General features: G+C 65.3%; 20 protein-coding genes and 2 pseudogenes. 13 read left to right on the plus strand and 9 right to left on the minus strand.

The features are described from left to right. Nucleotides 1-29: 29 nt before the first annotated feature. The 3 genes from ppk2 to CUREI_RS09655 form a co-directional block, all read right to left on the minus strand. The gene (gene ppk2, locus CUREI_RS09645) at nucleotides 30-929 is read right to left on the minus strand and encodes a polyphosphate kinase 2 (protein WP_038613041.1); all 900 of its coding nucleotides are present in this window, start codon (nucleotides 927-929) and stop codon (nucleotides 30-32) included. A 214-nt stretch (nucleotides 930-1,143) separates the two neighbouring features. Beyond that, nucleotides 1,144-2,781 carry a chaperonin GroEL gene (gene groL, locus CUREI_RS09650; protein WP_038613043.1) on the minus strand — a complete coding sequence of 546 codons (1,638 nt, stop codon included), beginning with the start codon at nucleotides 2,779-2,781 and terminating at the stop codon, nucleotides 1,144-1,146. 335 nt (nucleotides 2,782-3,116) lie between these two features. Continuing rightward, a complete protein-coding gene (locus CUREI_RS09655) occupies nucleotides 3,117-4,814 on the minus strand; it encodes an IS3 family transposase (RefSeq protein WP_038609853.1) in 1,698 nt (565 codons plus the stop codon). A gap of 196 nt (nucleotides 4,815-5,010) precedes the next feature. Here CUREI_RS09655 and CUREI_RS09660 point away from each other — a divergent pair, with 196 nt between their 5' ends. From CUREI_RS09660 to CUREI_RS09690, 7 genes are all read left to right on the plus strand, one after another. After that, entirely contained in the window at nucleotides 5,011-6,363 is a 1,353-nt protein-coding gene (locus CUREI_RS09660; RefSeq protein WP_038613045.1) for a M20/M25/M40 family metallo-hydrolase, read from the plus strand. A 173-nt stretch (nucleotides 6,364-6,536) separates the two neighbouring features. Beyond that, nucleotides 6,537-9,524 (plus strand): Na+/H+ antiporter subunit A, encoded by a 2,988-nt coding sequence (locus CUREI_RS09665; protein WP_038613047.1) that lies wholly within the window; start codon nucleotides 6,537-6,539, stop codon nucleotides 9,522-9,524. Continuing rightward, nucleotides 9,525-10,016, plus strand: coding sequence for a Na(+)/H(+) antiporter subunit C (locus CUREI_RS09670; protein ID WP_038613049.1), 492 nt, complete (start codon nucleotides 9,525-9,527; stop codon nucleotides 10,014-10,016). It begins immediately after the preceding gene. Further along, on the plus strand, nucleotides 10,006-11,790 hold the full coding sequence (locus CUREI_RS09675) for a Na+/H+ antiporter subunit D (RefSeq protein WP_038613051.1): 1,785 nt from the start codon (nucleotides 10,006-10,008) through the stop codon (nucleotides 11,788-11,790). Before CUREI_RS09670 ends, CUREI_RS09675 begins: the two co-directional genes overlap by 11 nt. Next, the gene (locus CUREI_RS09680) at nucleotides 11,790-12,302 is read left to right on the plus strand and encodes a Na+/H+ antiporter subunit E (RefSeq protein WP_038613059.1); all 513 of its coding nucleotides are present in this window, start codon (nucleotides 11,790-11,792) and stop codon (nucleotides 12,300-12,302) included. Before CUREI_RS09675 ends, CUREI_RS09680 begins: the two co-directional genes overlap by 1 nt. A 1-nt stretch (nucleotide 12,303) precedes the next feature. After that, the gene (locus CUREI_RS09685) at nucleotides 12,304-12,582 is read left to right on the plus strand and encodes a monovalent cation/H+ antiporter complex subunit F (RefSeq protein ID WP_038613061.1); all 279 of its coding nucleotides are present in this window, start codon (nucleotides 12,304-12,306) and stop codon (nucleotides 12,580-12,582) included. After that, nucleotides 12,579-12,959, plus strand: a complete 381-nt coding sequence (locus tag CUREI_RS09690; protein ID WP_038613063.1) for a monovalent cation/H(+) antiporter subunit G — start codon at nucleotides 12,579-12,581, stop codon at nucleotides 12,957-12,959. Before CUREI_RS09685 ends, CUREI_RS09690 begins: the two co-directional genes overlap by 4 nt. Here the strand turns inward: CUREI_RS09690 and CUREI_RS09695 are convergent. Continuing rightward, complete coding sequence (locus CUREI_RS09695; RefSeq protein ID WP_038613065.1) at nucleotides 12,949-14,079, minus strand: glutamate--cysteine ligase; 1,131 nt, start codon at nucleotides 14,077-14,079, stop codon at nucleotides 12,949-12,951. The two genes, CUREI_RS09690 and CUREI_RS09695, sit on opposite strands and share 11 nt — an antisense overlap. 166 nt (nucleotides 14,080-14,245) lie before the next feature. Between CUREI_RS09695 and CUREI_RS12670 the strand changes: the two are divergent. Next, nucleotides 14,246-14,686, plus strand: a pseudogene (locus CUREI_RS12670) (transposase); the annotation flags it as partial. Between the two features lie 111 nt (nucleotides 14,687-14,797). Continuing rightward, entirely contained in the window at nucleotides 14,798-15,913 is a 1,116-nt protein-coding gene (locus tag CUREI_RS12035) for an IS30 family transposase (RefSeq protein WP_236627276.1), read from the plus strand. Between the two features lie 65 nt (nucleotides 15,914-15,978). Here the strand turns inward: CUREI_RS12035 and CUREI_RS09705 are convergent, their stop codons facing one another. Both CUREI_RS09705 and CUREI_RS09710 read right to left on the minus strand, forming a co-directional pair. Further along, on the minus strand, nucleotides 15,979-16,965 hold the full coding sequence (locus tag CUREI_RS09705; protein WP_038613067.1) for a LytR C-terminal domain-containing protein: 987 nt from the start codon (nucleotides 16,963-16,965) through the stop codon (nucleotides 15,979-15,981). Between the two features lie 58 nt (nucleotides 16,966-17,023). After that, nucleotides 17,024-17,248, minus strand: coding sequence for a DUF3263 domain-containing protein (locus CUREI_RS09710; protein WP_038613069.1), 225 nt, complete (start codon nucleotides 17,246-17,248; stop codon nucleotides 17,024-17,026). 15 nt (nucleotides 17,249-17,263) lie between these two features. On the opposite strand from CUREI_RS09710, the gene CUREI_RS09715 reads away from it, so the two are divergent. The 4 genes from CUREI_RS09715 to CUREI_RS09730 are packed head-to-tail and all read left to right on the plus strand — an operon-like array spanning nucleotide 17,264 to nucleotide 20,718. Next, nucleotides 17,264-17,842: a peptide deformylase gene (locus tag CUREI_RS09715; RefSeq protein ID WP_038613071.1), complete on the plus strand. Its 579-nt coding sequence runs from the start codon at nucleotides 17,264-17,266 to the stop codon at nucleotides 17,840-17,842. A gap of 2 nt (nucleotides 17,843-17,844) precedes the next feature. Next, nucleotides 17,845-18,441, plus strand: coding sequence for a GNAT family N-acetyltransferase, cg3035/Rv0428c family (locus CUREI_RS09720; protein ID WP_051952333.1), 597 nt, complete (start codon nucleotides 17,845-17,847; stop codon nucleotides 18,439-18,441). Nucleotides 18,442-18,446: 5 nt separating this feature from the next. After that, nucleotides 18,447-19,238 carry an exodeoxyribonuclease III gene (locus tag CUREI_RS09725; protein WP_038613073.1) on the plus strand — a complete coding sequence of 264 codons (792 nt, stop codon included), beginning with the start codon at nucleotides 18,447-18,449 and terminating at the stop codon, nucleotides 19,236-19,238. A gap of 7 nt (nucleotides 19,239-19,245) precedes the next feature. After that, on the plus strand, nucleotides 19,246-20,718 hold the full coding sequence (locus tag CUREI_RS09730; RefSeq protein WP_038613075.1) for a phospholipase D-like domain-containing protein: 1,473 nt from the start codon (nucleotides 19,246-19,248) through the stop codon (nucleotides 20,716-20,718). Between the two features lie 48 nt (nucleotides 20,719-20,766). On the opposite strand, the gene CUREI_RS12040 is transcribed toward CUREI_RS09730, so the two are convergent. The 3 genes and pseudogenes from CUREI_RS12040 to CUREI_RS12465 all read right to left on the minus strand — a co-directional run bounded on the left by CUREI_RS12040 (nucleotide 20,767) and on the right by CUREI_RS12465 (nucleotide 22,652). Continuing rightward, the gene (locus tag CUREI_RS12040; protein ID WP_236627276.1) at nucleotides 20,767-21,882 is read right to left on the minus strand and encodes an IS30 family transposase; all 1,116 of its coding nucleotides are present in this window, start codon (nucleotides 21,880-21,882) and stop codon (nucleotides 20,767-20,769) included. A gap of 111 nt (nucleotides 21,883-21,993) precedes the next feature. Beyond that, nucleotides 21,994-22,461, minus strand: a pseudogene (locus tag CUREI_RS12675) (transposase); the annotation flags it as partial. 50 nt (nucleotides 22,462-22,511) lie between these two features. Then, nucleotides 22,512-22,652, minus strand: coding sequence for a hypothetical protein (locus CUREI_RS12465; protein ID WP_158407461.1), 141 nt, complete (start codon nucleotides 22,650-22,652; stop codon nucleotides 22,512-22,514). Between the last annotated feature and the right edge of the window lie 62 nt (nucleotides 22,653-22,714).

Below are 22,714 nucleotides of genomic sequence, written 5' to 3' on the forward strand. Positions count from 1 at the left end.
CCGCCCAGACCCGGATTTAGCGCAGCTGCCTAGTCGCCGATCTGGTCGCGGCCGCGCTTGACAATCAGCGGGTCCGGTTGGCCCACAACCTCGTGGTCCTTGTTGGTGTACTCGAACTTGGACAGGATGTAGCGCATCGCGTTGAGGCGGGCGCGCTTCTTGTCGTTCGACTTAATGGTGATCCAGGGGGACTCGTCCGTGTCCGTGTAGCGGAACTGCTCCTCCTTGGCACGGGTGTAGTCGTCCCACTTGTCCAGCGAGGCCAGGTCCATCGGCGAGAGCTTCCACTGGCGCACCGGGTCCACCTGGCGGATGGCAAAGCGGGTGCGTTGCTCCTTCCGGGTCACCGAGAACCAGAACTTGGTCAGGGAGATGCCGGAGCCCAAGACCATGTTCTCCAGCATGGGCACCTCGCGCAGGAACTCGGCGTGCTGGGACTCGGTGCAAAAGCCCATGACGCGCTCGACGCCGGAGCGGTTGTACCAGGAGCGGTCGAAGAAGACGATCTCGCCGCCCGACGGGAAGTGCTCGATGTAACGCTGAAAGTACCAGGAGGTGGACTCGCGCGGCGACGGCTTCTCCAGCGCCACGGTGCGGGCACCGCGCGGGTTCAGGTGCTCGTTGAAGCGCTTAATGGTGCCGCCCTTGCCGGCGGCGTCGCGGCCTTCAAAGAGGATGATGTGGCGCTGGCCGGTGTCCTTGGTCCAGTTCTGCCACTTCAACAGCTCAATCTGTAGGGCGCGCTTTTCCTTCTCGTAATCGTCGCGCGACAGGCGCTCGTCGTACGGGTAGTTCTCCCGCCATGTCTGAATGGCGGTGCCGTCGGGCATAAGCAGGACCGGGTCGTCCTCGTCGGTGTCGTCCACAACCCAGCCTTCGGTCTCGGCGAGGTCGATCAGCGGCAGGTCGTCATCTTTGATATCAGCCATGGTTTACACTCTATTCTGGGCGGGGGAAGTACGCCGGGGAAATTTTCAGGGGGATAAGAAAAACCCCGCCGCTTAGCGACGGGGCCTTCGGCGGATGCGCGTTATTTACGCGACCAGGCCAATCAGGTTAGCGAGGTTTTCAGCCAGCTCGCCGAAGTCAGCGAGCGAGGTTGGCAGCGCGCCCCGAAGGGCGCGTGTGCAGCTCAGGGGCGATTTACATCATGCCCATGGCCTCCGGGTCCATGCCCGGGTTAGCGGAAGCCGGCTCCGGCTTGTCGGCCACGACAGCCTCGGTGGTGAGGAACAGCGCGGCGATGGAGGCGGCGTTCTGCAGTGCGGAACGGGTCACCTTGGCCGGGTCGGCGATGCCGTTGGCCAGCATGTCCACGTACTCGCCGGTAGCGGCGTTCAGGCCCTGGCCGTCGGGGAGGTTGGCAACCTTGTCCGCCACCACACCCGGCTCCAGGCCGGCGTTGAGGGAGATCTGCTTCAGCGGGGCGGACAGCGCCTCGCGGACGATCTTCACGCCGGTCGCCTCGTCGCCCTCGAGGCCGAGGTCGCCCTCGAGCTCGTTGGCGGCCTGCAGCAGGGCCACGCCGCCGCCGGCGACGATGCCCTCCTCAACGGCAGCCTTGGCGTTGCGGACAGCGTCCTCAATGCGCAGCTTCTGCTCCTTCAGCTCCACCTCGGTGGCGGCGCCGACCTTGATCACCGCAACGCCGCCGGCCAACTTGGCCAGGCGCTCCTGCAGCTTCTCGCGGTCGTACTCGGAGTCGGAGTTCTCAATCTCGGCACGGATCTGCTTGACGCGGCCGTCGATCTGAGCCTGGTCGCCAGCGCCCTGGACCAGGGTGGTCTCGTCCTTGGTCACCACAACCTTGCGTGCCTGGCCGAGCAGCTCGAGGCCAGCGGTCTCCAGCGACAGGCCGACCTCCTCGGAGATGACTTGGCCGCCGGTGAGGATAGCCAGGTCCTGCAGCATGGCCTTGCGGCGGTCGCCGAAGCCCGGAGCCTTCACGGCCACGGACTTGAAGGTGCCGCGGATCTTGTTCACCACCAGGGTGGACAGGGCCTCGCCCTCGACGTCCTCGGCGATGATCAGCAGCGGCTTGCCGGACTGCATGACCTGCTCGAGCACCGGCACGAGCTCCTTGACGTTGGAGATCTTGCCGGAGACCAGCAGGATGTACGGGTCTTCCAGCACGGCCTCGCCGCGCTCCATGTCGGTGGCGAAATATGCGGAGATGAAGCCCTTGTCAAAGCGCATGCCCTCGGTGACCTCAAGGTCCACGCCGAAGGTGTTGGACTCCTCTACCGTGATCACGGACTCCTTGTTCACGGAGCCGTTGCCCACGGCGTACATCGCCTCGGCGATCTTCTTGCCAATCTCCGGGTCAGACGCGGAGATGCCGGCGGTGGAGGCGATCTCCTCCTGGGTCTCCACCTCCTTGGCTTGGTTGAGCAGGTACTGGGAGACCTTGTCGGTAGCAGCCTGGATGCCGCGCTTGATGCCCATCGGGTTGGAGCCGGCAGCCACGTTGCGCAGGCCCTCGCGCACGAGCGCCTGGGCCAGGACGGTGGCAGTGGTGGTGCCGTCGCCAGCGACGTCGTCAGTCTTCTTGGCAACTTCCTTGACCAGCTCGGCGCCGATCTTCTCGTACGGGTCCTCGAGCTCGATCTCCTTGGCGATGGTCACGCCGTCGTTGGTGATCGTGGGGGCGCCCCAGGACTTCTCCAGCACCACGTTGCGCCCCTTGGGGCCCAGCGTGACCTTCACGGCGTCGGCCAGGGTGTTCAGGCCGTTTTCAAGGCTGCGACGTGCTTCCTCGTCGAATGCGATCATCTTTGCCATGTGAGTGTGTCACTCCTTATTTAATAGAGTTCATCTGACGCTCACTCAGTTCGTCGGTGCAAGCAGGCGCCCGCGACGGCACGGCTGACGAGTGGTCTCAGCCTCACCCGCTTTATTCGTTTATCTGGCACTCGGTTTACGTGAGTGCCAGCCACCATGTTTAGCACTCGGCCGGGTTGAGTGCAAGGCACGCAAGGGGTGGAGGTTTCCGCTGCGGGATGCTTGCCGGGGCGAGGATGCTTACCGAAACCAGGATGCTTACTCCAGGGTGCTTACCCCTCGAGTGGCGCGGGCGATCAGGGGGTGCTGACTATTTCTTGGACCACTGGGGGCTTTTATACGCTCAGTGCCTGTCGGTACTGGGCGATGGTTGTATATCCTTCGGTCAGCGTCGACTTCAACCGTTCGTGGTTGTAGAAATCGACGTAGCGGTTAATGTATCGGATCATTTCTGCTCTTGTCATCAGTTCGGTTTCTGGGCGTCCGTAGATGCATTCCTGCTTCATAGTGCCGAAAAAACCCTCCACTCTCGCGTTATCCCCACTTGTTCCTTTGCGCGACAATGACGGTATAAGCAGCCATTTGTTGGGGCAGAACTGTCCCGTTTCGCATAGCCGGCACGTTGTGGTGTCGTGGCTGGAGTCGGTGATGGTCTCTACCCAACGGTGGGTGCGGTACAACATGCCCCGGTCGGAGTGGATGATCGGGCGCGCACCTTCAGGCAGGTGCGCTTTGAGTTGGTCCATCATGTCCATCACAAGCCCCGTGTCCGGGGTGGGTGACATAGCCACCACAGGGATGTAGCCGTCGTAGAAGTCCACGACAGGGCTTATAAATAGCTTTCCGTCTACGCAGTTGACCTCGGTGACATCAGTGCCGAGTTTCTGCCACGGCTTATCTGCATAGAAGTCGTGGTGCAGGTCAAACGCGAGCGCGTTGGTTTTGAAATATGTTGACACCCCGTCCGGGTACATCACCTGCTCGGGTTGAGCATCAGGATCGATAAGCAGCAAGTTTTCTGGCTTGTGCTCATTTTCGCCCGCATAGGAAGAATGCCTTCTTATCCTCTTGCCCTTCGGGCGCAGCCCGCATTCGCCCATCAGGGCGTTTACTACCTTTTCTGACACTACGATTCCGCGCTTGGCCAGCGCGTGATGGACCCGCCTATAGCCGTAGCTACATCCAGAGGCTTCCACAATGTCGGTGATCTCACGAGCGAGCTCTGCACGGCGCTTCTGCCGCAGCGCGTGGCGCCGCAATTGGTCACGACGGTCGAAAAACGTCGACTTGCTCAGTCCGACTAACCGGCACGCCTTACGCACTGAAACCCCACCGGCGTGCACGAGGATCTCAACCGCGGCTGTTCTCACCGTCAGATCCGGCTGCCCCGCCGGGGCGAGGTCTTTTCCCGCCTCACCACCTGCCCGCTGTTCAAACGCCGCCTGTAACAACGCGTCTTTTACCATGTCACGCTCCACCTGAGCTGCGATGATGCGTTTGAGGGCTGCTGGATCATCCGGCAGATTGTTCACATCCGGTGTTGAACCGGGTAACCATTCATCAACCGGGCGCAACTTGGGCGCCTGGGCAGCCTGCTGGCGGGCCGCGTTTTGCTCGCGGATATTCTTGCGATGCTCGTTCACGCGTTCCATTGTCGCCAAAACAACATCATTGAACGACACAGACGGATCCAACGGCGTTTTTGGGCCGAAACTGTCTACCCACCGACTCACAGCGGTTGTGCCGCACCCGTATTCCGCGGCGACTTTCGAAATCGTTGCCCCCAGCACAACGCGCGACGCGACAACGCGGCCAATCACCTCCGCAGCACACTCCCTGACACGCTCCGCGTCATCGACCAGATCCTGGTCCACCCCGTGACGATGCGCCGCAACCCACAGCGTCAGTGTCGCACGCGATGGCCGCACCCCATGCGCAGCCTCAAGCCGGTCGAACACCGCCGCAGCGCTTAACCCGGACTCGTATAACTCAACCGCCTCACGGCGAAACTCATTGCTGAACTTGTAACCCATTCAAGGCCTTCCCGCCCCAAAGTGGTCCAACTAAATGTCCGCAGTCCCTCACACCGCGGGTTACTCGATAAGTAAGCATCCTGGGGTAAGCATCTAGACGGGTAAGCATCCTGGGTAAGTATTTGAAGCCGAAAGCCGGGCGAATGCCACCGAACCGCCACGGAAACTGCGCCGCCAACGCTGCTAGCGTGGGACCATGCCTGAACAGACTGCACAGCACTTCTCCCCGCGACGCGACCGCATTTTCAAGGACCTCTCCGAGCTGGTTGCCTTCAACTCGGTGCACTCCACGCCCGCGCTGGCGGACCAGCACGAGGCCGCCTGCGCCTGGACGGTAGAGGCCCTGCAGGCCCTGGGCCTGGACGTGACCCGCTACCCCACCGTGGATGACGCGGACACGATCGTCGGAAAGCGAGAGCCCATCAACGGCGCCCCGACGGTGCTGCTGTACTCCCACTACGACGTTGTCCCCGCGAACAACCCGGAAGCCTGGACGAGCGACCCGTTCGAGCTGACGGAACGCGACGGCCGCTGGTACGGCCGCGGCGCCGCCGACTGCAAGGGCAACCTGGCCATGCACCTGGAGGCACTGCGCATGCTCGAGGAGAATGGCGGCACCGACCTGGGCCTGAAGGTCGTGGTGGAGGGCTCGGAGGAGCTCGGCGGCGACGACGGGCTGGGCAAGCTCATCGAGGACAAGCCCGAGGTATTCGAGGCCGACGCCATCCTGATCGCGGACACCGGCAACATGGCGGCCGGCGCGCCCACGCTGACCACCTCCCTGCGCGGCGGCGCCCAGGTGAAGGTGACGGTGGAGACGCTGGCCAACCAGGCCCACTCCGGCAACTTCGGCGGCGGCGCCCCGGATGCGGCCCACGCGCTGATGGTCATTGCCACCTCGCTGTTCGACGAACACGGCCGCACCACCATCGACGGCGTGGACACCACCGCCAAGTGGGACGGCGACGCGTACGACCGCGAGACCTTCCGCACCGACGCCACCGTGCTGGAGGGCGTGCAGCTGCTGGGCACCGTCGACGACGAGCCGGCGGACCTGGTGTGGGCGCGCCCCGCGGTGACCATGATCGGCTTCACCTCCACCCCGGTTGCGGAAGCGCTCAACGCCGTCAACGCGCGCGCCGAAGCGCAGTTCAACCTGCGCGTGCCGGCCGGGCAAAGCGCCGCCGAAATCGCGCAGAAGATGGAAGAGCACATCAAGGCCCACACCCCGTGGGGCGCCAAGGTCGAGGTTGACATCAGCAGCGTGAACGAGCCGTTTGCCACCAACCCGAAAGCCGGCGCCGTTGCCACGCTGGGCGAATGCCTGCAGGAGGCCTACGGCGCCGACGAGCTGGCCGTGGTCGGCTCCGGCGGTTCCATTCCGCTGACCATCACGCTGCAGAACACCTTCCCGGACGCGGAGATCGCGCTGTTCGGCGTTGAGGAGCCGCAGTGCGGCATCCACGGCGTGGACGAGTCGGTGGACCCCACCGAGATCGAACGCATCGCTGCCGCAGAAGCCGCCTTCTTGCAGCGATACGGCAAGTAGCACCAAATATCGCTAAAATTTCTTCCCAACGGCCGCGCCACTGGTGTTGACGCGTAGATACCCAGATAACTCAGCCCCCTGCTGTGTGAGTATTTCTGTGTGAACTCAATGAGCTCCCCCGCTTGAGGCGCGGTGTGCCCGCACGCGCACAACACAAGGAGGGCCGCGCACTCGTGCTGACATTGCTCATCGCGCTCACCGCTGCCACGCTCGCCGCCCCCGTGCTTTTGCGCACGGTGGGCCGCGCCGCGTTCGGCATCATCGCGCTCGTACCGCTAGGCGGGTTCATCTGGGTGGCCAGACTCTTCGCCACCGGGGTGTTCGCCAACGGCGGCGAAATTGCCGCGGCGTTCACCTGGATGCCGTCCACCAACCTCAACCTCGAGTTCCGCCTCGACGCCCTCGCCGGGCTGTTCAGCCTGATCGTCCTCGGCGTGGGCGCGCTGGTGCTCCTCTACTGCTGGGGCTACTTCGACTCGAACCCGCGCCGCCTGGCCAAATTCGGCTTTGAGCTGACGTTCTTCGCCACCACCATGTACGGCCTGGTCATCGCCGACAGCTTCCTGCTCATGTACGTGTTCTGGGAGCTGACGTCGGTGCTGTCCTACATGCTGGTGTCCTACTACGGCGAGCGGGCCTCCTCCCGCCGCGCCGCCATGCAGGCGCTCATGGTGACCACCTTCGGCGGCCTGGCCATGCTGGTGGGCATCAACCTGCTGGGCTACAAGGCCGGAATTTGGAAGCTCTCCGAGGTCTCCCAGATCACGGACATTGAAAACACCCAGGCCATCTCCGCCGCGATTGTGCTAATCATGCTTGGCGCGCTGACCAAGTCCGCCCAGGCGCCCTGGCACTTCTGGCTGCCCGGCGCGATGGCCGCGCCCACCCCGGTGTCTGCGTACCTGCACTCCGCGGCGATGGTGAAGGCGGGCATCTACCTCGTCGCCCGCCTCGCCCCCGACCTGTCTGCGGTAACCACCTGGCACCTCGTGGTGCTCTCCACCGGCGGGTTCACTATGCTGCTCGGCGGCTGGATGGCCCTGAAGCAGCAGGACCTGAAGCTGGTGCTGGCCTACGGCACGGTGAGCCAGCTCGGCTTCATCATCACCGTCATCGGCGTGGGTTCGCGCGAAGCCGCCATGGCGGGCCTGGCCATCACCTTCGCCCACTCGCTGTTCAAGGCCGCGCTGTTCATGATCGTCGGCGCCATCGACCACTCCACGGGCACGCGCGACATCCGCGAGCTGTCCGGGCTGGGCAAGAAGCAGCCGCTCCTCATGGTGCTGGCGGTCATCTCTGCGGCGTCCATGGCCGGCATCCCGCCGCTGTTCGGCTTTGTGGCCAAAGAGACAGCGCTGGACGCCATCCTGCACGAGGAGCTGCTCATCGGCATGCCCGGCGACATCACGCTGGTGGTGCTGGTTGTCGGCTCCATCCTCACCATGGCCTACTCCGTGTACTTCTGCTACGGCGCCTTTGCCACCAAGCCGGAGCAGTCCACCAACGACGCAGGGCAGTCCGAGGCCGTGGAAGCCATGCACCACGTGGACCCGAAGCTGTGGATCCCTCCGGCCGTCCTTACCGCCGGCACCGTGGTGTTCGGCCTGATGCCGCAGTTCCTCTCTAGGCCCATCAACGAGTACTTGAACGTGCGCTTCCCGGACGTGGAGGGCTCGAAGCTGGCCCTGTGGCACGGCTTCACGGTGCCGCTGGCGCTGTCCGCCGTGATCATCGCCGCCGGCGCGATCATGTTCTGGCAGCGCGACATTGTGGCCAAGGCGCAGTTCGAGCGCCCCGCGCTTGGCGACGCCAACGATGTCTGGGACGCCATCATGGGCACACTCAAGCGCTGGTCGCTGAAACTCACCGCGTCCACCCAGCGCGGCTCATTGTCCATCAACCTGGCCGTGATCTTCACCGTGCTCGCTGTGGTCCCGCTGGCGGCGCTCATCCTGGGCGATTCCAACAACATCCGCATGACGGTGTGGGACAACGTCTGGCAGGGCCTGACCGTCACCCTCATGGCGGGCCTGGCGTTCTTTGCCACCCTCCAGCACAACCGCCTCTCCGGCGTGATCATGGTGGGTCTGACCGGCTACTTCATGGCGCTGATTTTCGCGCTGCACGGCGCACCGGACCTGGCACTGACCCAGGCGTTGGTGGAGACCATCTCCCTGGTGCTGTTCATGCTGGTCCTGCGCAAGATGCCCACGGAAACGGAGCCGCGAAACGACGACAACCGCCTGCGCGCCTGGCTGGCCATCGGCACCGGCGTGTCCGTGGTCACCGTGGCCATGACTGCCATGTCCGCCCGCATTGCAGACCCCATCTCCAAGTACATGCCGGAGCTGGCCTACGAGATCGGCCACGGGCGCAACACCGTCAACGTGCTGCTGGTAGATCTACGCGCAGCCGACACCTTCGGCGAGACGCTGGTGATCGTCGCGGCCGCCACCGGCACCGCCAGCCTCATCTTCGGCACCTTCCGCTTCGAGCCGGAGTCGCGCCGGCCCACCCTGTCCACCACCAAGGCGCGCTGGCTCGCGTCCGGCGTGGAGACGGAGACCGGGCAAAACCGCTCCATCCTGGTGGATGTGGTCACCCGCCTGCTGTTCCCATCCATGATGCTGCTGTCCGCGTACTTCTTCTTCTCCGGCCACAACGCGCCGGGCGGCGGGTTCGCCGGCGGCTTGGTCGCCGCGCTTGCGCTGACGCTGCGGTACCTGGCCGGCGGGCGCCGAGAGGCGGAAGAGACGCTACCGGTCCACCCGGGCCGCGTAATGGGCATCGGCATCATGTTCACCACCGCCGCCGCAGTGGTGCCCATGTTCTTCAGCTACCCGCCGCTGACCTCCTCCTACGCCGAGTTCACGCTGCCGCTGATCGGCGAGGTCACCGTGCCGTCGGCGCTGGTCTTCGACGCCGGCGTCTACATCATCGTCGTCGGCCTGATCATGCACGTGCTCGCCTCCATGGGCGCGTACCTGGACCGCGAGGAAGACACACGCAAGCAGCGCGCCCGCGACCGCGCGCGCGAGCTGCAGGTCAAAAACGAGGAACGTCGCCGCTCGCTGTCGCGGGGCCGCAGAGCGCGGTTTGCGCAGCGCCAGGCGGCGGCCAGCGGATCGTCCATAAGCAAACGCGAAGAAAGGAGCGAGTAGATGGAAGCGAACCTGTTCCTGCTCATCGGCGCCGGTGTGCTCATCGCGTGCGGGGTGTACCTCATGCTGGACACCTCGATGACGCGCATGATCATGGGCGTGACCCTGATCGGCAACGGCGCGAACCTGCTCCTGCTGCAATCGGGCGGACCCGCGGGCTCGCCGCCGATTATCGGGCGCGGCTCTGAGGCGGCGGCCGACGGGGCCGACCCGCTCGCCCAGGCCATGATCCTCACCGCCATCGTGATCTCGATGTCCATGGTGGGCTTCATGCTCGCGCTGGCCTACCGCCAGTACCGCTACCGCACCGACGACGTGGTGGAGCGCGACGAGGAAGACCGCGCCGTTGCCGCCCGGCCCCACACCCCGGGCCCGGAGCGCGAGAATTCCGACGACGCGCCGGCCGGCAAGGCCAGCGCCCCGGGCGAAACCGGCCCGAAGCCGTTCGAGGACCCGGTGAAAGAAGTGAAGGGGCGCGCCGATGCGAGCTAGCTTTATGACGTTCGCAGACTGGGCCCTGCCCGCCATGCCCTACCTCACCGTCATGCCGATCGTCCTGCCCGCCCTCGCCGCCGGGCTGATCGCGCTGTTTCGCGGTGTGAACCTGCAGCGCACAATCGCACTGGCCACCCTGGCTGCCCTGACCGTCATCGCCGCGGTGATGATCATCGTGGCCGACACCCACGGCATCCAGACCGTGCAGATGGGCGGCTGGGACGCACCGGTGGGCATCACGATGGTGGCGGACCGGTTGTCCTCCATCATGCTGTTCGTCTCCTCCATCGTGCTGTTCGCGGTGATGTGGTACGGCATCTCCCAGGGCCTGCGCGACGGCGACGAGGACGACCCAGTGGCCGTCTTCCTACCCACCTACATGCTGCTGACCTTGGGCGTGAACCTGTCCTTCCTGGCCGGCGACATGTTCAACCTGTACGTGGGCTTCGAGGTGTTCCTGGTGGCGTCCTACGTGCTGCTCACCCTGGGCGCCTCGCCCCAGCGCGTGCGCGCCGGCATCGGCTACACCTTGGTCTCCCTGGCATCCTCCATGATCTTCCTATTCGGGCTCGCCTTGGTGTACGCGTCCACCGGCACGGTGAACATGGCCCAGGCCGGCGAGCGCATGTCGGAGCTGCCCTCCGGCACCAGCGCGGCCATCTTCGCCACCTTCATCGTGGCGTTCGGCATCAAGGCCGCCATCTTCCCCCTGGACGCCTGGCTGCCGGACTCCTACCCCACCGCCGCCTCCATCGTCACCGCCGTCTTCGCGGGGCTTTTGACCAAGGTGGGCGTGTACGCCATCATCCGCGTGCGCTCCACGGTGTTCACGGACGGCTCGCTGGACTCCACCCTGATGGTGGTGGCGCTTTTGACCATGATCGTGGGCGTGATGGGCGCAATCGCCCAAAACGACATCAAACGCCTGATGTCGTTTACCCTGGTCAGCCACATCGGGTACATGATCTTCGGCGTGGCCCTCGGCTCCGTGGAAGGGCTGTCCGGCGCCATCTTCTACGCCGTGCACCACATCCTGGTGCAGACCTCCCTGTTCCTGGTGGTGGGCCTGGTGGAGCGCCAGGCCGGGTCTTCGAACCTGCGCCGCCTGGGCTCGCTGCTCTACACCGCGCCCGTGATCGGGGTGCTCTACCTCATCCCGGCGCTGAACCTCGGCGGCATCCCGCCGCTGTCCGGCTTCCTGGGCAAGGTCATGCTCATCCAGGCCGGCGCCGAGGACGGCTCGTGGCTGGCGTGGGTACTTATCGGCGGTGCCGTGGTCACCTCCCTGCTCACCCTCTACGCCATGATGAGCGTGTGGTCCCAGGGTTTCTTGCGCGACCGCGCCGATGCACCCGAGGGCGACGTCGTGCTCGCCCGCCCTGCCAACTTGGTCGCGCGCGAGGAAACCGTTGCCTCCGGCGACCGCGACGACGTGGGCCGCATCCCCGTGGGCATGTTCCTGTCCACCGCGTTGTTGGTGGCCACGTCCACGGCCATCACCTTCCTGGCCGGCCCGATGTCCAACATCACGGACCGCGCGGCCCAGTCCGCCACAGACCTGTCCATCTACCGCGGCGCCGTGCTTGGCGACGACCCTTCGGACCCCACCCGCGACCTGGACGCCTTCCGCGAGGAAAGCGGCGAGGGCGGCAAGCGCGATACCCTAGACCGCCGCGACAACTCCAGCCCGGCCGGGCCCACGTTCACCGGCGTGACCACCGAGATGGTGCCGGAGCCCGCAGACGCTGAATCGAACGAGGTGGAGAAGTAATGCTTTCTGGACTCTCCAACCGCTTCCGGCCGTGGTCGGTGGTGTGGCTGACCTTCATGTGGCTCCTGCTCATGGGCGAGATCAGCTGGGGCAACGTGGTCGCCGGGCTTGCCCTGGGCACCATCATCGTGCTGGCCCTGCCCCTGCCACCGATCCCGCGCAGCGGCAACCGGGTCAACTGGCTCAAACTCGCCGCGTTTATGGCGGAGTGGTTCTGGGACCTCTTGACGGCCTCCGCCAAAGTGGTGTGGCTGTCCCTGCGCCGGGCGCCCCAGCCAAGAAACGCCATCCTGCGGGTGCCCATGCGCCTGAGCAACGAGATGGTGCTCTACCTGGCCGCCTGCGCTTACAACCTGCAGCCCGGCGGCACGGCCACCGACATTGACCTGGCCAACCGCGAGTGGACCATCCATGTCCTCCACGCCGAGACCGACGAGGACATCGCCCGCGAAATTGCCAACGTAGAAAAATTGGAGCGCCAAATGATTGCCATCTTTGAAGGAGGACGCTGACATGGACAGCACCATCTACACCGTCTTTTTGACCGTGGCCGCGGTGTTCCTCGTCGCCGGCTTCTTCATCTTCGCCTGGCGGATCGTCGTCGGCCCCGACTCCATGGATCGCCTGCTGGCCAACGACGGCATCACCGCCTCCCTGCAGTGCGCGCTGGCGCTCTACATCTGCTGGACGCTAGACACCACGGTAGTCAACGTCATGATCGTCATTGCCCTGCTCGGCTTCATCGCCACGCTGTCCGTGGCCCGCTTCCGCAAGAGGGACGGTTCCCTATGATTACCGACATCATCTCGCTTATCTTCATCCTCCCCGGCGCGTTTTTGGTCTTCTCCGCCGCCGTGGGCACCGCCCGGTTCAACTCCACCCTCGCCCGCGTGCACGCGGTGACCAAGCCGCAGACCACCGGGCTGGTGCTCATGATCACCGGCACCATTATCCGCGTCACCACCGCCGACGACTTCGGCGTGCACGAAAAAGGCGACATCGGCATGATGGTCCTGCTCGTGCTGTTCGCGCTGATGACCAGCCCGGTCACCGCGCAGCGCGTGGGCCGCATCGCCCGCCGCGAGGGCCTCTACGGCGGCGAGGAGCAGCTCAGCCGCAACGACCGCCCGGCCAGCTACCACCCGCGGCGCATGAACCCTAAGGGGTAAGCTCCCACATCTCCGCGCAGGTGGCGTCCACGACGTCCTTCCAGTCGCCGGTGCGGGCGTAGATGGCGCGCTGGCGCTCATACCCCGCGCCGCGCTGGATAATCTCGCGGACTAGGTTCAGCTCGTCCACGCAGCCGAGGTCGGCGGCGACGGGCGTCAGCTCGTCGATAAGCAGCTGCAGCTCGTCTTTCACCCACGCCTCGTCCGTGTCGCGGTTGGTGATGACCAGGGCGTCCATGCCGTAGCGGGCCCCGCGCCACTTGTTCTCCGCGACGTGCCACTGCTGCAGGGTGGGCAGCTCCGCGCCGCGCTCGAGCATGCGGTCGTAATGCACGATGAGGCAGTGCGTGAGCGCGACGACGGCCGCGAGCTCGCGCAGATTACTCGTCGCGTCCGAGATGCGGACCTCGATGGTGCCCCACTTCGCGGCCGGGCGGACATCGAAGTGCATGGAGCCGGTGTGGTTGATCACGCCCGACGTCTGCTGGTCGCGCATGAAACTGACCCACTCGTCCCAGCTCTGGAACTGGTACGGCATGCCCGCGGTGGGAAGCTGCTGGTAGAGCATGGTGCGGTTGGAGGCGTACGAGGTGTCGATGCCGTCCCACCCCGGGCTCGACGCCGAGATGGCCAGAAGGTGCGGGTACTTGGTCATCACCGCGTTGATGATGGGCCACACCTTGTCCTCGTGGCTGATGCCCACGTGGCAGTGGATCCCCCACAGCAGCATGTGCTGGCCCCAGTATTGGGTGCGGTTGACGATCTCCTCGTACGTGTTCTTCGGGCTCAGCGGGTTGGTGCGGAAATCCGAGAACGGGTGGCCGCCGCTCGCCCAGAGCTTGAGGCCCTTCTCGTCCGCGACCTCCTTGATGGCGGTGAGGTCCTTGTTTAGCGCCTGAATAGCCTCGCTGGTGTTGGCGCAGATGGGGGTGACTAGCTCGATCGTGTTCTGCAGGAACTCCGGCTCGAGGTGGATGTCGGGGTGCCTGGCCTGCACTTCGTCGATGACCTCGGCCGCGCGGGGCACGAGGTCGCGCGTCTCCGGGTCAACGAGGCAGATCTCCCACTCGACGCCGAGCGTCGGGCCTGCGGACCTGGCAAAGTCGCGGAATGGATCCATAGTGCTCGAGCCTATCCGGTGGGGCGCGTTTGACTGGCTCCGGCGGTGGTTTTTATGCGGGGGTCTGCCGTTCTGCGCACAAATGGTGAGCCAAGGATGGTGAATCCGGCCCGAAATGGGGGGAGTTGTCAGTGGGTGAATGCGCCACCACGACCGGGAGGTTGTTATGGCTCATCGTTGGACTCCGAAAGATACCAAGGCCGCTGCGGTGGCGCGGGTGGTTGCAGGCGACGACGTCAGCGAGATCGCCCGCGATGCCGGTGTGAAATTCCAGACCGTGTACAGATGGGTCAAACAAGCCGGTGCTGTCGCGCCGACGAAGGCGTTAGCGCGTGAGCGCGACCAGCGCCTCGATGACGCGGTGGCGTTAGTGACCTCGGGGATGTCGGTGCCGGATGCCGCTGCGGCGTTGGGGATGTCACCGGGTGCGTTGTACCCGCGGTTGGCGAAAGCCGGTGTGGTTACCGAATTGCAGCGAAAGCCCCGCATCACCCCGCAGCAGAAAGCTGATGCGGTCGAGCGAGTAATGGCTGGTGAGCAGGTTGATTCAGTTGCTGCGGCATTCGATCGGTCGGCTAACACGGTATTTCGCTGGGTGCGGCAAGCACGCCAGGTGAAAGCGGTGAAACACCGTGATGGGCCTCAGCGCGCGGACACGCCGGAGGCGTGCGCGTCAAAGGCCTCTGCACACAGCACAGTTGATGGCGTGCCAGCACCAATGAAAACGCGAGCAGGCAGTGTGCCTGCCGACTATGCCGAGGACTGTGTGAACGTAGGCCGCGGGGTCCGGCTGTCGTTTGAAGACCGCCTGACGATCCAGCACGGGTGCAGCCAGGGCCGTTCAGCGAGACAGATCGCAACGCTTCTGGGGCGCCACCATAGCGTGATCAGCCGGGAAATTGCCCGCAACGGGTGGAAAGTTGCCGGCGATGACGGCGAGGTCACGGTGTACTACAACGCCCGGCGTGCCGGCGTGGGTGCCAAGGCGCGTGCGTGTCGGCCGAAGGTACGCAAGCTCGACGACAACCCGCAGCTTCGCGCTGTGGTGGTGGCCTGTCTTGCCCGCCGGTGGTCGCCCGGGCGCATCAGTGTGTGGCTTAAGCACGCTTTCGCCGATGATGAAACCATGCGCATTTCTCACGAAGCGATCTACAGTGCCTTGTACATCCAGGGCAAAGGCAGCCTGCGCGCCGAGCTTGAAGCGGTGATGAAGACCCAAGACGTGCTCATCCGCGGCGGGAAGCGGCGCAAAGCCCGCCCCCGCCCCCGCAACGCCGGTGTGTTAACCGGTAAGCCGTGGGTCAAAGGCGCTGAGATCACCAAGCGCAGCCCGGAGGCCGACGACCGGGCGGTGCCTGGGCACTGGGAAGGCGATCTTGTCATCGGCAAGGGCGGCAAAAGCGCGCTGATTACCCTGGTCGAGCGCACCAGCCGATACACCCTGCTTGGCCATCTGCCCACCGAGCACACATCGATGACGGTGATCGAAACGATCCAGCACATGATCAAAGACCTCAACGCTGAGCAGTTGAAAACCATCACCTGGGACCAAGGCGTAGAGATGGCTGAAACCGCACGTGTGCGCATCAAGGACGGCTGCGAGGTGTACTTTTGCGATCCGCACTCGCCGTGGCAGCGGCCGACGAACGAAAACACCAACGGTGAGATCCGGCGCCGCTTCTACAAAAAAGGCACCGACTTCGCCACCGTCACACCTGAGCATGTCGCTTGGGTACAAAACGAACTCAACGACACACCCCGACAAGTCCTCGGCGGGGCGACACCACGTGAGATACTCGAGCAACTATTCAAACGTGGCGCATTAACCACTTGATCCCGCCGGGCATTTTCACCATCCTTGGCTCACCATCTGTGGGCTGGCGGGCCCGGGTGCTGGTTCTAGCGAGCCAGGACGACCGTGACGGACTCGCGGTTGTTCGCCTGCTCCGGCAGGCTCGCGCCGTCCGGAATGTCGCTCTTCGCGCGCACAGTGCCGCCCACGCGGCCGGCCACATCCGCCGCCACCTGCTCGGCGCCCGGCACGGCCGGGTCATAGAAGACGTAGGTCTCCGGGAAGACGCCGTAGACCTGCTCCGGCATGTTCATCACAGCGGCGTCCGCGGAATCGTTGGCCACGTTGAACTGGCCCTTCAGCTGGTCAGCGGTGCGGCTGGCCAGGTCCGGCACGCCGGAGTTGTTGTAGACGTACACCTGGGCGGAGGCCGCGTCGAGAGTATCCCCCGCCGGTGCCGGTGCCGGCGCGGGTGCGGGCTGGCCCCCAGCGCCCTGGTCAGGCTGCGCGTTGGGGTCCTGCGCGTTCTGCTCGTCGGCGGGGACGGTGTCGGTCACCGTCGCGGTGGCCTGGGCGTTCGGGTCCTGCGACGGCTGGCTGGGCTGCGCGTTGGGGTCCTGCGACGGCGACGCGGCCGGGGCGGCAGGGGTGCCGATCACGGTGGATGAGGTCGCTGCGGCATCCTCGCCGGCGCCGTCCGTGTCGTCCGCGTCGTCCTGGGTCAGCTTCCAAATGCCCCACAGCGCCAGAAGCGCCGCCACTGCGATGAGGATCATGGCCAGCCCGCGCTTGGGCAGGCCGCCCTCGGCGCCGCCGGCTGCGCGCTCGCCCGGCTCATCCTCGTAGGGCTCGTCGTAGACCGCATCGTCGGCGCCACCTGCGTAGACGACGTCGTAGTCGGCATCATCCTCGTCTCGGCGGTGCGCACCGCGGTAGGCGGGGTCGTCGTCGACGATCTCGGCGTCGTACACAGCGTCGTACCCAGCGTCGTACGCAGTCTCGTCCCCACCCTCGCGCGAGGACGGGGTGTAGCGCGTGGAGCCGGTGTCGGGCTCGAGGTCGGGGCGGTCGTTGCCAGAGTTGTCTTGAGTCACACCAGTAACTCTAACCACACCGCCGCACTGGGCCGACACAACACACCGTAAACCTCAACTAGAGGTTGGGGTGCCCCTGGCCGTCGCGAAGCCGCTGCAACCTCCGCACCAGCTGCGGCTCGGCGGCGAGCGCGTCGGGCGAGTCCAGCAGCCTGTTCAGGCGCTGGTAGTAGCGGATCGGCTGCATGCCCAGCTCGGAGCGCACGGCGTCCTCGCGCGCGCCGACCGACCTGGGGGCGCGCGCGGCGAAGCGGAGCACGGCGAGGTCGGTGTCGGAGAGCATGCCTAATATATTGGCATGACAATCCGACCCATCGTTATCCACGGCGATCCGGTGCTGCACGAGCCCACCAAGGAAGTCACCCAGCCCGTGGAGGAGCTCAAAGAGCTCATCGCCGACATGCACGAAACCATGGACGCCGCACACGGCGTGGGCCTGGCCGCCAACCAGATCGGCGTGCCGCTGCGCCTGTTTGTTTACCACTGCCCGGACGGCGACCAGATGCGCCGCGGCACCGTGATCAACCCGGTGCTGGAAACCTCCGAGATCCCCAAGACCATGCCCGCGGACGACGGCGAGGACGACGAAGGCTGCCTCTCCGTGCCGGGCTACAGCTGGCCCACCGGCCGCGCGGACTGGGCGAAGGTGACGGGCCTAGACGAACACGGCAACGAGATCGAGGTCGAGGGCACGGGCTTCTTCGCCCGCTGCCTACAGCACGAAACGGGCCACCTGGACGGCTACCTCTACACCGACGTGCTCACCGGCCGCTACAAGAAGGAGGCCAAGCGCGTCATCCGCGACAACGGGTGGAAGGAAGCCGGCCACACCTGGCTGCCGGGCACGGACGAAGACCCCTTCGGCCACGACGAGTAACCGTGTCCCGGATTTTCCGCTCTGACGAGGTCGCGGTCGGTGATCGTGTGGTGGTGCGCCAGCGCCGCGGCGAGCACGCCAGCGACATCATCGGCCACGTGGTCTCGCTGGACCCGCTGGTGATCCGCCCACAGGAGGTCGGCGGTTTCCCCTCCGCGAAGGAGGCGATTGAGGTCGCGGACGTGCACATCATCAAGAAGCTGTCCCCGCGCACCGTCCGCAACTCCGAAATCCGCGCGCTGGAGGCCCGCCTCGCCGAGCGCCTCGACGTGCACGAAAAGGCCTGGGCCGGCGGCTGGCTCATGCGCACCGGCGCATCCGACGAGGCAAACTCCGCCGTGCCGCTGGGCCCCTCCGCCGGCTTTGAGCCCGTGCCTATCGACGCCATCCGGTCCTTCTACACCCAGCGCAACCTCCCCGTGCGCCTGACCATCCCCGAGCGGATCGGCAAACCGGCGTTCAAGGTCATTGGAGCCGGGTGGACCCTCCAAGACGAGCAGGTTGTGTGGGAGGCGGGGGATGCCTTTGGTGTGGCGTCGATAGGCGATGTGCCCGAGGGAGCACTCGAACACCACCGCAGGCGGCTGGCGCTAGGCTAGGCCGCATGCGAATCGCCACATGGAACGTGAACTCGGTGCGCACCCGCGCCGAGCGGATCGCCGCCTTCCTCGAGCGCGAGGACGTGGACGTGCTGGCGATGCAGGAGACGAAAACCGCGGACGCGAAGTTCCCCTACGCCACGTTCGAGGCCGCCGGTTACGAGGTCGCCCATGTGGGCGTGAACCAGTGGAACGGCGTGGCCATCGCGTCGCGGGTGGGGCTGGACAATGTCCGCGACCACTTCGACGGCCAACCCGGGTTTGCCAAGAAGGGCGACCCGGAGATCGAGGCGCGCACCGTGGGTGCGGTGTGCGGCGGGGTGGACGTGTGGAGCCTGTACGTGCCCAACGGCCGCGAGATCGGTGACCCGCACTACGACTACAAGCTGCAGTTCCTCTGGTCCCTGGCGGACCAGGTGCAGCCGGGCGAGCTGCAGGTGTACATGGGCGACTTCAACGTGGCCCCGCGCGATGAGGACGTCTGGGACGCGGCCTGGTTCGAGGGCAAGACCCATGTGACGGAGCCGGAGCGCGCCGCGTTCCAGATGCTGCTGGAGGCCGGGCTGCATCAGGTCACGCACGAGGACCAGTACTCGTTCTGGGACTACAAGTCCATGCGGTTTCAGAAAAACGAGGGCATGCTCATCGACTTCCAGCTGGCCACCAAGCCCCTGTTCGAGCGCGTGGAAAAGGCCTACGTGGATGTGGAAGAGCGCGAGGGCAAAGGCGCGTCCGACCACGCACCCGTGATCGTGGAGTACGACACCCGCGGCCTGGCCTACGACGAGGTCCGATGAGTAACCGATGACGCTCGACCTGTCCTGGTGGCAGTTCGCGGCCATGGTCGTGGACTACGCCATTAAGTTCGTCATGATCGGCGTGGTGCCGGGCGGGCGCAAGCCGTCCTCCGCCAACGCCTGGCTGCTGCTCATCCTGCTCCTGCCGGTGGTGGGTCTGCCGTTGTACTTGCTGTTCGGCTCCACGTTTGTCTCCCGCCGCCGCCACCGCATCCAGGTGCAGGCGCGCCGCTCGCTGGACGGGGCATGGGCCGGCCCCGACGACACGGTCCGCCACCTCCCGCCCGAGACCGCGTCGCTGGTCCACCTCAACCGCGAGCTCACCGGCTACCCCGCCGTCCGCGGCCAAGTGCGCGCCCTGTGGGCGGACTACAGCAAGACAATGCGGCGCATGGCCACGCTTATCGACGAAGCATCCGCCACCATCTCCATCGAAATCTATGCCGTCGCCTGGGACGACACCACCGACGTGGTGTTCCGCGCCCTGGAGCGCGCCGTCGCGCGAGGGGTGCACGTGCGGCTGCTGTTCGACCACATCGGCTCGTCCAAATACCCCGGGTTCCGCGCGTTGAAGCGACGGCTGACTGCGATCGGCGTGGACTGGCACATGATGCTGCCCCTGGCACCCCTGCGCGGACGCTGGCGCCGCCCCGACCTGCGCAACCACCGCAAGCTGGTGGTGATCGACTCGCGGGTGGCACTGATGGGCTCGTTCAACCTCATCGACCGCGGCTACCTCATGCGCGGCCACCGGCGCGCCGGCCGCCAATGGGTCGACGCATTCGTGGAGCTGGAGGGCCCGATCGTGGGCTCCGTCGAGTCCATGTTCGCCGTGGACTGGTACACCGAGTCCGGGGAGACGATGGAATTGGGGTCGCAGGTCCAGTCGGTGGAGGGGCCGGAGGAGGCGTCGAGAAGCAATGTGTTCCAGCTCGTGCCCTCCGGGCCGGGCTACCTCACGGAGCCGAACCTGCGCATGTTCAACACGATCGTGCACAACGCGAAAGAGCAGCTCACCCTGTGCTCGCCCTACTTCGTGCCGGAGGAGTCGCTGCTGGAGGCGATCACCTCCGCCTGTTATCGCGGGGTGCGCGTGGACCTGCTCGTGGGCGAGCGGGCCGACCAGTTCGTGGTGCAGCACGCGCAGTCCGCGTATTACCAGCAGCTGCTCAAGGCCGGCGTGCGCATCTGGGAGTTCCCGGCGCCCTACGTGCTGCACACGAAGTTCGTGCTGGCGGATCCGGGGCGCGAGGGTGGCGTCGGCGTGGTGGGGTCCTCCAACATGGACATCCGCTCGTTCTCGCTGAACTACGAATCGTCCCTGCTTGTCGCCTCCGGCGGGCTCATCGACGCGCTTGAGCAGCTCGGTGCGAACTACCTGGCCGTGTCGCGGGAGCTGACGCTCGAGCGGTGGTCGCGCAGGCCCTGGTACCGGCGGTACGTGGACAACGTGATGAAACTGACGTCCGCGCTGCAGTAGGGGTGCCCGCAAATGGTGAACTAAGCATGGTGAAGCTGGCCGGCGGGATCAAGTGGTTAATGCGCCACGTTTGAATAGTTGCTCGAGTATCTCACGTGGTGTCGCCCCGCCGAGGACTTGTCGGGGTGTGTCGTTGAGTTCGTTTTGTACCCAAGCGACATGCTCAGGTGTGACGGTGGCGAAGTCGGTGCCTTTTTTGTAGAAGCGGCGCCGGATCTCACCGTTGGTGTTTTCGTTCGTCGGCCGCTGCCACGGCGAGTGCGGATCGCAAAAGTACACCTCGCAGCCGTCCTTGATGCGCACACGTGCGGTTTCAGCCATCTCTACGCCTTGGTCCCAGGTGATGGTTTTCAACTGCTCAGCGTTGAGGTCTTTGATCATGTGCTGGATCGTTTCGATCACCGTCATCGATGTGTGCTCGGTGGGCAGATGGCCAAGCAGGGTGTATCGGCTGGTGCGCTCGACCAGGGTAATCAGCGCGCTTTTGCCGCCCTTGCCGATGACAAGATCGCCTTCCCAGTGCCCAGGCACCGCCCGGTCGTCGGCCTCCGGGCTGCGCTTGGTGATCTCAGCGCCTTTGACCCACGGCTTACCGGTTAACACACCGGCGTTGCGGGGGCGGGGGCGGGCTTTGCGCCGCTTCCCGCCGCGGATGAGCACGTCTTGGGTCTTCATCACCGCTTCAAGCTCGGCGCGCAGGCTGCCTTTGCCCTGGATGTACAAGGCACTGTAGATCGCTTCGTGAGAAATGCGCATGGTTTCATCATCGGCGAAAGCGTGCTTAAGCCACACACTGATGCGCCCGGGCGACCACCGGCGGGCAAGACAGGCCACCACCACAGCGCGAAGCTGCGGGTTGTCGTCGAGCTTGCGTACCTTCGGCCGACACGCACGCGCCTTGGCACCCACGCCGGCACGCCGGGCGTTGTAGTACACCGTGACCTCGCCGTCATCGCCGGCAACTTTCCACCCGTTGCGGGCAATTTCCCGGCTGATCACGCTATGGTGGCGCCCCAGAAGCGTTGCGATCTGTCTCGCTGAACGGCCCTGGCTGCACCCGTGCTGGATCGTCAGGCGGTCTTCAAACGACAGCCGGACCCCGCGGCCTACGTTCACACAGTCCTCGGCATAGTCGGCAGGCACACTGCCTGCTCGCGTTTTCATTGGTGCTGGCACGCCATCAACTGTGCTGTGTGCAGAGGCCTTTGACGCGCACGCCTCCGGCGTGTCCGCGCGCTGAGGCCCATCACGGTGTTTCACCGCTTTCACCTGGCGTGCTTGCCGCACCCAGCGAAATACCGTGTTAGCCGACCGATCGAATGCCGCAGCAACTGAATCAACCTGCTCACCAGCCATTACTCGCTCGACCGCATCAGCTTTCTGCTGCGGGGTGATGCGGGGCTTTCGCTGCAATTCGGTAACCACACCGGCTTTCGCCAACCGCGGGTACAACGCACCCGGTGACATCCCCAACGCCGCAGCGGCATCCGGCACCGACATCCCCGAGGTCACTAACGCCACCGCGTCATCGAGGCGCTGGTCGCGCTCACGCGCTAACGCCTTCGTCGGCGCGACAGCACCGGCTTGTTTGACCCATCTGTACACGGTCTGGAATTTCACACCGGCATCGCGGGCGATCTCGCTGACGTCGTCGCCTGCAACCACCCGCGCCACCGCAGCGGCCTTGGTATCTTTCGGAGTCCAACGATGAGCCATAACAACCTCCCGGTCGTGGTGGCGCATTCACCCACTGACAACTCCGCCCATTTTGGCGCATTCTCACCATGCTTAGTTCACCATTTGCGGCCGAGTTGCTCGGCCAGCGCTTGGGGGAAGAACTGCTGGCGCCGTGGCCCCCTCGGCTCGTACAGGCGCGGCTGCTCCCGCAACGGCCGCGATTCCTCCTCGAGCTTGTCTAGAACACGGCGCACCACCTCTACCTCGTTGCGGTCGATCTCGCCGGTCCTGACGTGTTGCGACCGGCTAGTTGGTAGCG

Origin of the sequence: Corynebacterium ureicelerivorans (assembly GCF_000747315.1) — a bacterium.
In the GTDB taxonomy this organism is placed as follows: domain Bacteria; phylum Actinomycetota; class Actinomycetes; order Mycobacteriales; family Mycobacteriaceae; genus Corynebacterium; species Corynebacterium mucifaciens.

Coding starts and splice junctions, on each gene's coding strand:
- ppk2 (WP_038613041.1), bottom strand. CDS start 929: ATGGCTGATATCAAAGATGACGACCTGCCGCTGATCGACCTCGCCGAG.
- groL (WP_038613043.1), bottom strand. CDS start 2,781: ATGGCAAAGATGATCGCATTCGACGAGGAAGCACGTCGCAGCCTTGAA.
- CUREI_RS09655 (WP_038609853.1), bottom strand. CDS start 4,814: ATGGGTTACAAGTTCAGCAATGAGTTTCGCCGTGAGGCGGTTGAGTTA.
- CUREI_RS09660 (WP_038613045.1), top strand. CDS start 5,011: ATGCCTGAACAGACTGCACAGCACTTCTCCCCGCGACGCGACCGCATT.
- CUREI_RS09670 (WP_038613049.1), top strand. CDS start 9,525: ATGGAAGCGAACCTGTTCCTGCTCATCGGCGCCGGTGTGCTCATCGCG.
- CUREI_RS09675 (WP_038613051.1), top strand. CDS start 10,006: ATGCGAGCTAGCTTTATGACGTTCGCAGACTGGGCCCTGCCCGCCATG.
- CUREI_RS09680 (WP_038613059.1), top strand. CDS start 11,790: ATGCTTTCTGGACTCTCCAACCGCTTCCGGCCGTGGTCGGTGGTGTGG.
- CUREI_RS09685 (WP_038613061.1), top strand. CDS start 12,304: ATGGACAGCACCATCTACACCGTCTTTTTGACCGTGGCCGCGGTGTTC.
- CUREI_RS09690 (WP_038613063.1), top strand. CDS start 12,579: ATGATTACCGACATCATCTCGCTTATCTTCATCCTCCCCGGCGCGTTT.
- CUREI_RS09695 (WP_038613065.1), bottom strand. CDS start 14,079: ATGGATCCATTCCGCGACTTTGCCAGGTCCGCAGGCCCGACGCTCGGC.
- CUREI_RS12035 (WP_236627276.1), top strand. CDS start 14,798: ATGAAAACGCGAGCAGGCAGTGTGCCTGCCGACTATGCCGAGGACTGT.
- CUREI_RS09710 (WP_038613069.1), bottom strand. CDS start 17,248: ATGCTCTCCGACACCGACCTCGCCGTGCTCCGCTTCGCCGCGCGCGCC.
- CUREI_RS09715 (WP_038613071.1), top strand. CDS start 17,264: ATGACAATCCGACCCATCGTTATCCACGGCGATCCGGTGCTGCACGAG.
- CUREI_RS09725 (WP_038613073.1), top strand. CDS start 18,447: ATGCGAATCGCCACATGGAACGTGAACTCGGTGCGCACCCGCGCCGAG.
- CUREI_RS09730 (WP_038613075.1), top strand. CDS start 19,246: ATGACGCTCGACCTGTCCTGGTGGCAGTTCGCGGCCATGGTCGTGGAC.
- CUREI_RS12040 (WP_236627276.1), bottom strand. CDS start 21,882: ATGAAAACGCGAGCAGGCAGTGTGCCTGCCGACTATGCCGAGGACTGT.